The organism is Cobetia sp. 2AS (assembly GCF_029846355.1).
GTDB classification, from domain to species: Bacteria; Pseudomonadota; Gammaproteobacteria; order Pseudomonadales; family Halomonadaceae; genus Cobetia; species Cobetia amphilecti.
Window position 1 is genome coordinate 46,957 of sequence record NZ_JARWKQ010000007.1, and the last position, 12,202, is coordinate 59,158.

The 12,202-nt window shown below is 64.4% G+C and carries 9 protein-coding genes; 7 read left to right on the forward strand and 2 right to left on the reverse strand.

Annotation, left to right across the window (positions count from 1 at the left end; all coding sequences use genetic code 11):
• The first annotated feature begins 158 nt into the window (after positions 1-158).
• Positions 159-977, forward strand: coding sequence for an undecaprenyl-diphosphate phosphatase (locus tag QD356_RS16000; RefSeq protein ID WP_043333784.1), 819 nt, complete (start codon positions 159-161; stop codon positions 975-977).
• A 296-nt stretch (positions 978-1,273) separates the two neighbouring features.
• Positions 1,274-1,972 carry a class I SAM-dependent methyltransferase gene (locus tag QD356_RS16005; protein WP_225996674.1) on the forward strand — a complete coding sequence of 233 codons (699 nt, stop codon included), beginning with the start codon at positions 1,274-1,276 and terminating at the stop codon, positions 1,970-1,972.
• Positions 1,973-2,090: 118 nt separating this feature from the next.
• On the opposite strand, the gene plsB is transcribed toward QD356_RS16005, so the two are convergent.
• Positions 2,091-4,715 carry a glycerol-3-phosphate 1-O-acyltransferase PlsB gene (gene plsB / locus QD356_RS16010; protein ID WP_192839391.1) on the reverse strand — a complete coding sequence of 875 codons (2,625 nt, stop codon included), beginning with the start codon at positions 4,713-4,715 and terminating at the stop codon, positions 2,091-2,093.
• Between the two features lie 287 nt (positions 4,716-5,002).
• Here plsB and QD356_RS16015 point away from each other — a divergent pair, with 287 nt between their 5' ends.
• On the forward strand, positions 5,003-6,124 hold the full coding sequence (locus QD356_RS16015; protein ID WP_043333785.1) for a phospholipase D-like domain-containing protein: 1,122 nt from the start codon (positions 5,003-5,005) through the stop codon (positions 6,122-6,124).
• A 120-nt stretch (positions 6,125-6,244) separates the two neighbouring features.
• On the opposite strand, the gene QD356_RS16020 is transcribed toward QD356_RS16015, so the two are convergent.
• Entirely contained in the window at positions 6,245-6,973 is a 729-nt protein-coding gene (locus QD356_RS16020; RefSeq protein ID WP_064503292.1) for a YecA family protein, read from the reverse strand.
• Between the two features lie 181 nt (positions 6,974-7,154).
• Here QD356_RS16020 and QD356_RS16025 point away from each other — a divergent pair, with 181 nt between their 5' ends.
• The 4 genes from QD356_RS16025 (at position 7,155) to QD356_RS16040 (ending at position 12,162) form a co-directional block, all read left to right on the forward strand.
• A complete protein-coding gene (locus QD356_RS16025) occupies positions 7,155-7,811 on the forward strand; it encodes a SprT-like domain-containing protein (protein ID WP_192839392.1) in 657 nt (218 codons plus the stop codon).
• Positions 7,812-8,087: 276 nt separating this feature from the next.
• Positions 8,088-10,034, forward strand: coding sequence for an acetate--CoA ligase (gene acs / locus QD356_RS16030; protein WP_175089115.1), 1,947 nt, complete (start codon positions 8,088-8,090; stop codon positions 10,032-10,034).
• Between the two features lie 268 nt (positions 10,035-10,302).
• The gene (locus QD356_RS16035) at positions 10,303-11,271 is read left to right on the forward strand and encodes a DMT family transporter (RefSeq protein WP_225996667.1); all 969 of its coding nucleotides are present in this window, start codon (positions 10,303-10,305) and stop codon (positions 11,269-11,271) included.
• A gap of 228 nt (positions 11,272-11,499) precedes the next feature.
• A complete protein-coding gene (locus QD356_RS16040) occupies positions 11,500-12,162 on the forward strand; it encodes a response regulator transcription factor (RefSeq protein ID WP_043333788.1) in 663 nt (220 codons plus the stop codon).
• Positions 12,163-12,202 lie beyond the last annotated feature (40 nt).

The window sequence follows — 12,202 nt, forward strand, 5'->3', positions numbered from 1 at the left end:
GGCTGACATAAGGTTCGCGCATCATCATGTCGCGCCCGACACTCGCGGCGCGGCTTGACGCAAAGCGTTGTTCTGTCACTACGGCACGTGCAGTGCCACAGACGATGTCTGTCGTCCGTGTGGGCCACTGAGGCCCGTCTCTCTTAAAAGGATGTTTCATGGAACTCATGCATGTGGTGGCGTTGGCCGTCATTCAAGGTCTGACGGAATTTCTGCCGATTTCCTCCTCCGCCCACCTGATTCTGCCCTCCCAGGTGTTCGGCTGGCCGGACCAGGGGCTGGCGTTTGATGTCGCGGTACACGTCGGTACCTTGCTGGCCGTGGTGATGGCCTTCCGCAAGGATGTCGCCAACATTCTCGCTGGCTGGTTTGGTCAGTTCAGCGGCAGCGGCACGCTGGCGGCGCGCCAGACCGAAGACAGCCGTCTGGGCTGGGCGGTGTTGCTGGCGACGCTGCCGGCCGTGATCTTCGGCGGCCTGCTGGGCGATGTGGTGGAAACGGCCGGGCGCTCGATCGCGGTGATCGGTACCACCACCATCGTCTTCGGTCTGCTGCTGTGGTGGGCGGACGTCAAGGGCGCCCGCACGCGTGACCTGGCGACGCTGACGCTCAAGGGCGCGCTGATCATCGGCCTGTTCCAGGCGCTGGCCCTGATTCCCGGCACCTCGCGTTCGGGCATCACCATCACCGCCGCGCTGCTGCTGGGCTTCGAGCGTCAGAGCGCCGCGCGCTTCTCCTTCCTGCTGTCGATTCCGCTGATCGTCGCGGCCGGCCTGCTCAAGGGCCTGGAGCTGATCGAGACCGGCAGTGAGGCGCAGCTGTTCGATGTCGCCCTCGGCGTGGTGCTGTCCTTCGTCTCCGCGCTGGTGTGCATCAAGCTGTTCCTCAAGGCTATCGACAGCATCGGCATGCTGCCCTTCGTCATCTACCGCCTGCTGCTGGGCATGATGCTGTTCGGCATGCTGTTGCTGCTGTAAGCCATGCGCGCGATGACGTAAGCTTGTCCCCTGACGGCGTCGCTCTTGCGGCGCCGTCGGCGTTTGTCAGCCTGATCGCATGCCATGCGAGTTTCTCTTTTCCTGCGTTCACCGTTCCTCTTCACCGTTTCTCATAGAGCCGATCCATGCTGCCACCCGAAGACTCTCTCGTTGCCCATGATGCAGCGGCCGATGCCGCTCCCGTGATCGCCATTGCCCGTTCACGGCTGCAGGCGCGCCCGGAACTCGCCATGCTGGCGGCACATTTCGGTATCGCACTGCGGGAAGATGACGAGATGCCGGCGCTCAAGCTCGAGGTGGCGCTGGACGAGCAGGGCGCACCGCGCCTGGTGATCGCCGGAGACGAGCGCGAATACGGCAAGCCGCTGTGCGTCGACTTCGTCGCCGGTCGTGCCGATCATCGCCGTCGTTTCGGCGGGGGGCGCAACCAGCTGATCGCACGCGCCTGTGGTCTGAACCGAGGCGCACTGCCAAGCATCGTCGATGCCACCGCAGGGCTCGGGCGCGATGCCTTCGTGCTGGCGAGTCTCGGGGCACCGGTATTGATGATCGAACGCGTGGCGGCCACGGCGGCGATTCTGGTCGATGGTCTGACCCGGGCACAGGGCTGCGCAGATGATGAGATTCGCGAGATCGCGCTGCGCATGCAGGCGCTGCACGGTGATGCCACGCGGGAGCTCGGGGAGTTGGTAGCGCAGTGGGACCAGCCGCCTCAGGTGGTGCATCTCGACCCGATGTACCCGCATCGTGACAAGTCGGCACTGGTCAAGAAGGAGATGCGTGTCTTCCGCGCCCTGGCCGGCGATGATGCGGATGCCCCGGCGTTGCTCGAGGCGGCGCTGGAGGTCGCGACGCATCGCGTGGTGGTCAAGCGGCCACGCAAGGCCGAGCCGATCGGCGGGCTCGCGCCGAGTCATGTGGTCGAGGAGAAGACCAGCCGCTACGACGTCTATGTGAAGCAGGCGCTGCGCTGATAGCGCTGCCGCCTGACGATGGCGGTCCCAGCGCGCTCTCCCGCCAAACGCAAAAGCCCCCGCTCGCGATCTGATCGCGGCGGGGGCTTTTTTGCTCTATGGGCCTCGGCCCATCATCTCATTCGCGCTGAGAGGAGGTGTCGGACGCCTTGCGGTCTGCTGATGCAGTTTCGTCAGCGGCCTCGCTGTCGTCGAGGGCTGGAGCCTGCTCCTCGTCCATGCCTTCAGTCGGGGCGTCGTTCTCTTTCTCGGTCTCGTTCTCGCTGTCGCTGTCGCGCAGGCGCACATGCTGCAGGCGGTGGCGCAGGGCGGGATCGAACAGATCACGCCCGTGCACCTGCAGGTCTTCCAGCGCTTCGCCAAAGCATAGCTGGCCGCTCTCCAGCCAGATGAACTCCAGCTCCAGCAGGGTATCGAGCAGGCCGCTGAACAGACGCTTGTCGAAGAACTCCGGCGCATTGAGGCCCGACAGCAGGGTCAGGCGTTCGGCCAGGGCGCCGGAATGGCTCTCGAGGGACTCGCGGTCCAGCGTGCCGCTGCCGTGCTGCAACAGGGCGGCGATCAACAGATAGCCGCGTTCCAGCGTCGGTTGTACCGGCTGAGCCAGCAGGCGCAGCTGCTCGGAAGGCTCCTGACTGGCCACCGGACGTGACCAGCGCTCCGGAGTGTCGCCAGTCGCGGCTTGATGCTCCAGCAGACCTTCCTCGCTCATCAGAGCCAGCGTGGCGGCGATATCCGCCTTCAGCTCAGGGGCCTCGGGGACGAACAGCTCGCGCACCAGCAGCGGCCAGGCGGGACTGATCTGGTCTTCCAGTGCCTCGAGGGTGTACTGGGCCGTATTGCGGAAGGCGAAGGCGATCAGCGCCGGCAGCGCCAGCAGGTGCAGCACGTTGTTGCGATACCAGGTCAGCAGACTGGCCTGCTCCGGGGTGGCGATCACCAGCTCGCCAAGACTCTGCGGGCGCAGGGTGACCAGCCCCAGATGGGCACAGTGTGCGACCCACTCTTCCGGCGTGCCCTCGGGCAGGCTGTGGTCATGGCGACCCGGCAGCTTGTCGGCGAGACGCACCAGCATCGCCAGCTGGCGTTGCAGCAGGCTGGCCTCGATGGCGTGGTGGGCGGTGGACAGCAGCACCAGCGCCGTCAGCGAGACCGGATTGAGCGCGGCGGCGGCATTGATGCGCGTGGCGATTTCATGCCCCAGTTGCGGCACCGCCTGGGTCAGCCATTCTGGGCGGCGCTGATGACGGCTGGCCTTCCAGTCCGGCGCGGTCTCATCCAGCCATTCGCCCAGCTTGAGCGGCTCGCCGATGTTCAGGTAGACCTTGCCGAAGGGTTGCTTGAGCTGGCCGAGCACGCGGATGAGGTCCAGCGGTGATTCCTTCTTCTTGCTGGCCCCCGACAGCTCGCGCTGATAGCTCAGGCTCTCGAAGACCTTCTCGTAGCCGATGTAGACCGGCACGAAGGCCACTTCGCGGCGCGTATCACGCAGGAAGGAGCGCAGGGTCATCGCCAGCATGCCCGGGCGTGGGGGCAGCATGCGGCCGGTGCGCGAACGGCCCCCCTCGATGAAGTACTCCAGCGGGTGGCCACGGGTGATCAGCTGGTGCACGTACTCGTCGAAGACGGTGGCATACAGGCGATTACCGCGGAAGCTTCTGCGCAGGAAGAAGGCGCCGCCACGGCGCAGGATCGGGCCGATGATCGGCATGTCGAGATTCTTGCCTGCGGCGACGTGGGGCGTCATCAGGCCCTCGTGGAACAGCACGTAGGACAGCAGCAGGTAGTCGATATGGCTGCGATGACAGGGCACGTAGATCAGCTCGCAGTCGCCGGCGATGGCCTTGACCTGCGACATTCCACGCACCTCGACGCCGTCGTAGAGCTTGTGCCACAGCCGCTTGAGGGCATGCGCCAGAAAGCGCTGCACCGGATAGCCCATGTTGGAGGCGATCTCGCGACCATACTGCAGGGCGCGCTTCTCCAGGCGTGCCGGCGGCTGATTCTGCTCGCGTGCCAGCTCGCTGATCACGTCCTGCACGGCGGGCGCCTTCTGCAGGTTGCGAATCATGGTGTGGCGGTGGGAGAGGTCTGGCCCCAGCAGGCGGGTACGCACGCGCCGGAAGTGCACGCGCAGCAGGCGCGAGATGCGGCGATGCGCCAGCGCCGAGTCCTGCGGGCCTTCCCTGAGCGCTTCATGCAGCCTGAGCGGCTGACCGAAATGCACATCCACCGAGCGCCCATGCGCCAGAATCGCGATGGCGCGGCGCAGCACGCCCGTCACCCGCCAGCTATCGGCGGAGATGAACTTCCAGAAGCCGAACTCCTTGCCCGGGGCACGCCCCCAGAACACGCTGACCGGCACCAGCTGCACCTCGACATCACTCGGGGCGTCTTCCAGTGCGGCGATCAACTTGGCCAGTCGACGTGACAGCAGGCTCCTGTCGCTGCGCGAGCGCCGCAACAGACGGAGACGGGAGTGGCTCAGGCGCAGGTCGCCTATGCTCAGAGGCAGAGTCGGCGAGGGCAGGCCGCGTGCCTCGCACAGCTGCTCGACCACCAGCTCGTCGGACAATGCCTGGTACGGGAAGACGTAGACCACCGGCAGCGTCGGATCGAGGTTCAAGGCGCTGTGGTCCAACGCATTGATGTCGGGCTCCACCGCGCGCAGCTCCACCCACTTGTCCAGCAGACGGCGACTGACATTGCGCAACGGGCGCAAGACTAAGGTGACTGGCGACATGGTGAGGCTCTCGCAGGTGTGGACAAGGACGGACTACCGGAAACGACAATCTGTCGGCGTTCACGAATAAAGCATCGGGACGATGAATGAGGGTTGATTGCGACGTTTTCATGGTCTGGCTGGTAGCGCTCAGCGCGAGCATGATATTGAACATTATACGCATTCTGCCCGCAGACGCCGTGCAGAGTGCGTAGTGACGAAGCGCACAGTGGCGGCATCTGGCGGTGCACCGTCATGGGCATCGTCATCTGTATCGTGCCGTGCAGGGAAATGACGGGAGGCAAGGCATGCTGGGAATGTGGCGATCAGGCAATCGATTCACCTTGCTGCCGGAAGGCGCGCGTTTTCTGCCCAGCATGCTGGAGGCGGTGGAATCCGCGCGCCATTCCATCCTGCTCGAGCTGTATCTGGCCGAGAGCGGCCACCTCAGTCGCGTCCTGATCGATGCGCTGTGTGGCGCGCGCCGCCGCGGCGTGACGGTGCTGGTGCTGCTGGATGGCTTCGGCTCGCTGGGCCTCGAGGAAGTTGATCGCCAGCGCATGATCGAGGCCGATATCCAGCTCAGGATCTACAACCCGCTTTCCTGGTGGCGGCTGGGGCGCAATCTGACGCGTGACCATCGCAAGCTTTTGGTGGTCGATGGGGAGGTGGGCTTTACCGGCGGCTTCGGTGCGGTGGACGTCTTTGCCGAGGCCTGGTCGGAAGTCGCGATACGCATCGAGGGGCCGTGCATCAGTGACTGGGTGCGCCTGTTCGCACGCGTGTGGGACTCCGCGGCCAGTCGTGGTCATGGCAGTCGGCTGGCGGTGCGCAGCATCAATGTGCGGGCGTGCCGGGTCGAGGGCTATCTGAGCATGCGTGGGCGGGTGGTCTGGGGGCATGGTTTCCGCTATCAGGCCATCCGTCATTCCCTGCAGCATCAGGCCAGCAGCTCACGCAAGCGGCTGTGGATCTGCACGCCATACTTCGTGCCGACCTTCAGCATGCGGCGGCGCCTCAAGCGTGCGGCGCGCCGGGGTGTCGATGTCCGTTTGCTGATCGCCGGGCAGCATCATGATCACCCGGGCGTGCGCTCGGCGGGGCAGCGCTTCTACGCCGGGCTGCTCAAGGCGGGCGTGCGTATCCATGAATTCCAGCCCCGCTTTCTGCATGCCAAGTTCTCGCTGGCGGATGACTGGGTGACGCTGGGGTCGTGCAACTTCGATCATTGGAGCCTGCAGTGGAATCTGGAGGCCAATCAGGAAGTGCAGGACCATCGCTTCGCCGCCGACGTCGCCACGCTGTTCGAGCATCATTTCGCCCACAGTGTCGAGATCACCCAGGCCGCCTGGCAGCGTCGGCCGCTGATGCAGCGCTGTCGCGAGTGGGGCTATGGCACTCTGGATAGCCTGGTGACGCGGCTGCGCTGACCGGTTCGCAGCTGTTTCAACAGACGCGGCTGCGTGGAACCAAAAACGCCGGACGACCCATGAGGTCGCCCGGCGTTGTCGTTTTCAAGGCTGCATGGCGTTAAGAGCGCCATGGCGGGATCAGCGCTTCTTGCCGCCGCCCTTGCCACCGTTCTTGTTGCCACCCTTGCCAGCGCCCTTGTTGCCGGCGTGCTTGCTGCGCGGAATGCCGGCTGCGCCCGGTGCGGCGGAACCCTTGCGACGCGGCGACGGCTTGGGGCTTTCCGGCGGGACACGGTAGAGCAGGTAGAGGTCCAGCAGCAGTTCCGGCAGCTGGTTGACGAAGCGCTGGGCACCGATCGGGTCGGCGATCAGCTCGCCGATCTCCGGGTCTTCATCGTCGAAGACGCCGGAGATTGCCATGAACGGCAGCAGCAGTTCGGCGGCCGCCTCTTCCTGGGTGCCGAACCAGGCCTCCTCGTCCATGAACACGCCTTCCATGAAGCCGGCGCACCAGTCGCCGATCGGTGTCTCGACCGGGTCGGCACCGCCCAGTTCCAGCTCGAACAGCAGTTCCGGCAGCACGCCGTGCTCGAGGGCATCGATGGCGTTGGCGCGCATCTGCTCGAACAGGGAGACGACTTCTGCTTCCTGCTGCGGGCTTTCGTAGCTTGGCTGCCCCTGGAAGAGTTCCGGCAGCCACAGGCTGGAGGGCACTTCGCGCGGTGCGATGGCCAGTGCCAGCATGAAGCCATGCGCACTGATGATATCGAGAGCTTCCGGGCCGACGATGTCGGACTCGAGGAATTCGTCGAGGATGTCGAGGGATTCATCATCCAGCAGCGGCTGGGTCTGGACAGGCTCGGCCATGGGGGAGTCTCACGTGCGATAAGGGGAGAAGTCGAACAGTGCTGCCTGGCTACCAGGGTGAACCAAGGGGAACCGGGCAGGCGTGAATGGCGCTAGTGTATCATTTCACGCCTCGAGGAGTGGTACGCTCGCTCGTCATCAGCTCATCCGTTCCATCGCTCTGCTGTCTGGTCATCGTGTCATGTCATCATCCACTCGTCGTGTCGTCAGTCGACACCGATTTGCGCCCGATCATGCCCTGGCCTGCCTGGGGGAGACCCCCGCGACGCCACTGCCGCTGGCCGATGCCGCCGCGCTTGAGGCGCTGACGGCGCCTGCCCTGCACGCGACACTGGAGGCGCAGGTGCTGGCATGTCTGGCACGCGCGCGTGCCCTGTTCCCCGAGCTGCGCATGCCGTCGGTCTCCTGCCGCCTCAAGGGACGCACGGCGGGCACGGCGGATTCGGCGCGCCAGCGGCTGCGCTTCAATTGGCAGCTGCTCAGCGAGAACCGCCATCACTTCCTCAGCCAGACCGTCCCCCACGAGGTCGCGCACTGGGTGGTGATGGAGGTGGTCGAGCGCGCCGGCAAGACACGCGTCAAACCACATGGCCCCGAGTGGCAGCAGGTGATGACCAACCTCTACGGCATCCCGCCGGAGGTGACGCATCGCATGGATGTCTCGACTGCCAGTCCGGCGCCCTGGGCCTATGGCTGTGGCTGCGATACCGCGCACTATTTCAGCTCGCGACGCCACGCCAATGCCCAGCGCGGCCACCGCTATCGCTGTCGACGCTGTGGCCAGGAATTGAGCGGTCCCTTGAATGACCCGGCGCGCAATGCGTCGACTGCGCGTTGACGATCATTTCACTCGCTGGCGCGTCATTGCAAAGTGCGAGTCGCGCCAGAAGGTGCCTTTTCAGGCGGTTTCTGTCCTCCGAACGTCGCTGTGACCTTGGTGTAATTTGTTGATAAACAGTTGAAATAATTAGTAAAAATTTATCTACCAAGGTCTAGTGTGTGGCCCCCCCATGCTTGGGTTTAAGCTGAAATGGACTTGCCTCGGCTCGCCTGCGCTTCACGCATGCCGCGTGGGACAGCGAGTCGCCAGCCAATCCGTCAGAGGTCACGCCACATGAGCGAACATGCCAAGGTTCATCCGGTCACTCCCGATGCCGCCGCCCACGCCTGGGCAGACCGCGAGCGCTATCAGGCCATGTATCAGCAGTCCGTCGAGGCGCCGGAGACATTCTGGGCCGAGCAGGCCCAGTCACTGGACTGGTTCGATGCGCCCTCGGTGATCCGCAATACCAACTTCGGCCCCGGTGATGTCGATGTGCGCTGGTTCGAGGACGGCAAGCTCAACGTGGCGCACAACTGCCTCGATCGCCACCTCGCCGAGAGGGGCGATCAGGTCGCCATCATCTGGGAAGGGGACGACCCGAACGAGTCCCAGTCGATCACCTATCGCGAGCTGCACGCGCGTGTCAGCCAGTTTGCCAATGGCCTCAAGGAGTTGGGCGTCAAGCGGGGCGATGTGGTCACGCTGTACATGCCGATGATTCCCGAAGCCGCGATGGCGATGCTGGCCTGTACGCGCATCGGTGCCGTGCACTCGGTGGTGTTCGGTGGCTTCTCGCCGGACGCGCTGGCGGGGCGTATCGTCGATTCCAGCTCGCGCATCGTGATCACCGCCGATGAGTCACTGCGGGGTGGCAAGCGCGTGCCGCTAAAGGAAAACGTCGATGAGGCGCTGGAGCGTGATGGCACCGACTGTGTCGACCACGTGCTGGTGGTGCGGCGTACCGGCGGTGAGGTGAACTGGGGCAGTCGCGATGCCTGGTTCCATGAGCTGGTGGACCGCCAGTCCAGTGACTGCCCGGCCGAGGCGATGGGCGCGGAAGACCCGCTGTTCATCCTCTACACCTCTGGTTCCACCGGCACGCCCAAGGGCCTGAAGCACACCACGGGCGGTTATCTGCTCTATGCCGCGATGACCCATCGCTACGTGTTCGATTATCACGATGGCGATATCTACTGGTGCACGGCGGATGTCGGCTGGGTGACCGGCCACAGCTATATCGTCTACGGGCCGCTGGCCAATGGCGCGACCACGCTGATGTTCGAGGGCGTGCCCAGCTATCCGACCCACGGGCGCATCGGCGAGATCGTCGACAAGCACCAGGTCAACATTCTCTATACCGCCCCGACCGCCGTGCGTGCGCTGATGGCACACGGTGACAGCGTGATGGACTCAAGCTCGCGCACGAGCCTGCGGCTGCTCGGCTCGGTGGGCGAGCCGATCAACCCCGAGGCCTGGGAGTGGTTCCACCGCGTGATCGGCAATGGCAATTGCCCGCTGGTGGACACCTGGTGGCAGACCGAGACCGGCGGCATCATGATCGCGCCGCTGCCGGGCGCGACCGATCTCAAGCCGGGCTCCGCCACGCTGCCGTTCTTTGGTGTGCAGCCGGCGCTGGTCGACAACGAGGGCAACATCCTCGAGGGCGCGACCGAAGGCAACCTGGTGATTCTCGACAGCTGGCCGGGGCAGGCACGTTCGATCTGGGGCAATCACGAACGCTACGTGCAGACCTACTTCTCCACCTATGCGGGCATGTACTTCACCGGTGATGGCTGTCGTCGCGACGAGGATGGCTACTACTGGATCACCGGACGCGTCGATGATGTGCTCAACGTCTCTGGCCACCGCATGGGCACCGCCGAGATCGAGTCCTCGCTGGTGGCGCATGAGGCGGTCGCCGAGGCCGCCGTGGTCGGCTATCCCCATGACATCAAGGGTCAGGGCATCTACATCTACGTGACGCTCAACGACGGCATCGAAGCCAGTGATGAGCTCAAGAAGACGCTGACCCAGTGGGTGCGCAAGGACATCGGCCCGATCGCCTCGCCGGATGTCATCCAGTGGGCGCCGGGGCTGCCCAAGACGCGTTCCGGCAAGATCATGCGCCGCATCCTCAGGAAGATCGCCGCCAACGAGACCGACGGCCTCGGCGATACCTCGACCCTGGCGGACCCGTCAGTGGTGGATGATCTGATCGAGCAGCGCGCCAACCGCTGAACGCGTCGAGTGACAGTCATCGAGGCCTGACAAGACACGCAGCGACAGCGAAGCGCGGGAGCCTGGCTCCCGCGCTTTTTTGTGCGCCTGTCTGGGGGCATCTGTCTGTTCGTATTCCTGGCCCGCGCTTTTGCGCTGTGCGAGACGTGAAAGGTTGGCCATCGAGGAGGCGCTGGCTTGATAATGATGCGCCGGCGCATGTGCCCGCGGAGTCCATTCGCGCCTCGCTGCGCATTTCCCCAATCAATTCATGATCAAGGCCGCCCCCATGTCAGCAGGCAAGTCGGATGCATCCTGCCCCGCCTCTCAGCCAGCCCGTTCTCCCGCCAGTTCTCCCGCCGCCGCGTCGTCCACTGAGGGCGAGAATCGTCCTCGCGCGGTCATCCTGATGTGCCTGTCGGCGATCTCGTTCGCGCTGATGGGGGCAATGGTCAAGCTGAGCGGCGACCTGCCGCTGTTCGAGAAGGTCTTCGTGCGCAACCTGGTCAGTCTCGGCGTGGCGGTGGTGATGGTGCGCATGGCGGGCGCGCGTCTGCTGGGTCACTGGCATCACCAGCCGATGCTGATGGCGCGGTCACTGATCGGCCTCGGCGGCGTGATGAGCTTCTTCTACGCCATCGATCATCTGCTGCTGGCAGATGCGACTATTCTGAATAAGCTATCGCCGTTCTTCGTCAGCCTGTTTGCCGGCCTCTTCCTGGCCGAGCGCCTGGGTGGCTGGCGGCTGGTCGGCATGCTGGTCGCCTTCTCTGGCGCGGCGCTGGTCATCAAGCCGCAACTGGCATTTGCCGAGGGTGGGGTGGAGGCATTGTTGCCCGCCATGGTCGGGTTGGGTTCGGCAATGCTGGCGGGGGCGGCCTATACGCTCATCCGTGCGATGAGAGGGCGCGAGGCCTCGGCGACCATCGTGCTGCATTTCTCGCTGGTCTCCAGTGTGGTGACATTGGTGCCGATGTTGATGAATCCGGTGATGCCGAGTGGCCCCCAGGCGCTGGCCTTGCTGGGCATCGGCATCTTTGCGGCCGGCGGTCAGATTCTGATGACCACCGCCTATCGCCTCGCACCGGCGGGGGAAGTGTCGATCTATTCCTATCTGACCATCGTGTTTTCGGCACTGGCGGGCTGGGCCATCTGGGGGGAGGTGCCGGATATCGCCAGTCTGATCGGCTTCGTGCTGATTGCCGGTGTCGCATTGATCGGCTGGTATGCCAGTCGCGTTGCGGGTAGGGTTGTCTGACTCACCATCCCCAGGATGCTGTCAGAATCAGCGCACGGATTGTTCGCTCGCCGGGCATCAATCCGTGCGATACTCGTGTTCCCCGAGCGAAACATCAGTACATCTTCCGATGGTGGGCTGCTTTGTTAAACGCACGTTTTATGGGGTAACATGCCAGAAAATAACGGCGATTGTTGACCGGCCAGGAAGGTCGGTGATGATCACCATCGGGGTTTTGGAGGAGACTCAATGGCCTTTGCCCAGAAGTTCATCGTTGCAGACGATCACCCGCTCTTTCGTGCCGCACTGACCCAGGCGCTTAGACAAGTCGCCTCTCAGGCGGAGATCGTCGAGGCTGACAGCATGGAAGCGACCAACGAAGTCGTTGCCCGCCATCCCGATGCCGACCTGATCCTGTTGGACCTGCACATGCCGGGAGCCCACGGCTTCTCCGGTCTGATCCAGTTGCGTGGCCAGACACCGGACATCCCGGTGGCGGTCGTGTCCGGTAGCGAGGAGCCCTACGTGGTGCGCCGCGCCATCGATTATGGGGCCTCCGGCTTCATTCCCAAGTCCGCCAGCCTCGACGTCATCGCCGAAGCCATCGGCGAGATCCTCGAAGGTGAGGTCTGGCTGCCGACGGATATCGCCGAGGCCATGGGCGAGTCTTCCGAAGATGAATCGCGCTTCGCCGAGGCGATCGCGTCACTGACGCCGCAGCAGTTCCGCGTGCTCAACATGCTGACGGAAGGTCTGCTCAACAAGCAGATCGCCTATGAGCTGAATGTGTCCGAGGCCACCATCAAGGCCCACGTGACCGCCATTCTGCGCAAGCTGGGCGTGCATTCGCGCACCCAGGCCGTCATCGCGGCCCAGCGTCTGGAAGTCGAGCCGCCGAAAGTCCGCTCCTGATCCTGCGTCAGCGCTTGAGCTGAGGCTCTCCTCGAGAGTC

What these genes read in the sequence shown, in the direction of transcription:
- QD356_RS16000 (WP_043333784.1), top strand. Translation starts at nt 159, where the DNA reads ATGGAACTCATGCATGTGGTGGCGTTGGCCGTCATTCAAGGTCTGACG.
- QD356_RS16005 (WP_225996674.1), top strand. Translation starts at nt 1,274, where the DNA reads ATGCCGGCGCTCAAGCTCGAGGTGGCGCTGGACGAGCAGGGCGCACCG.
- plsB (WP_192839391.1), bottom strand. Translation starts at nt 4,715, where the DNA reads ATGTCGCCAGTCACCTTAGTCTTGCGCCCGTTGCGCAATGTCAGTCGC.
- QD356_RS16015 (WP_043333785.1), top strand. Translation starts at nt 5,003, where the DNA reads ATGCTGGGAATGTGGCGATCAGGCAATCGATTCACCTTGCTGCCGGAA.
- QD356_RS16020 (WP_064503292.1), bottom strand. Translation starts at nt 6,973, where the DNA reads ATGGCCGAGCCTGTCCAGACCCAGCCGCTGCTGGATGATGAATCCCTC.
- QD356_RS16025 (WP_192839392.1), top strand. Translation starts at nt 7,155, where the DNA reads ATGTCATCATCCACTCGTCGTGTCGTCAGTCGACACCGATTTGCGCCC.
- acs (WP_175089115.1), top strand. Translation starts at nt 8,088, where the DNA reads ATGAGCGAACATGCCAAGGTTCATCCGGTCACTCCCGATGCCGCCGCC.
- QD356_RS16035 (WP_225996667.1), top strand. Translation starts at nt 10,303, where the DNA reads ATGTCAGCAGGCAAGTCGGATGCATCCTGCCCCGCCTCTCAGCCAGCC.
- QD356_RS16040 (WP_043333788.1), top strand. Translation starts at nt 11,500, where the DNA reads ATGGCCTTTGCCCAGAAGTTCATCGTTGCAGACGATCACCCGCTCTTT.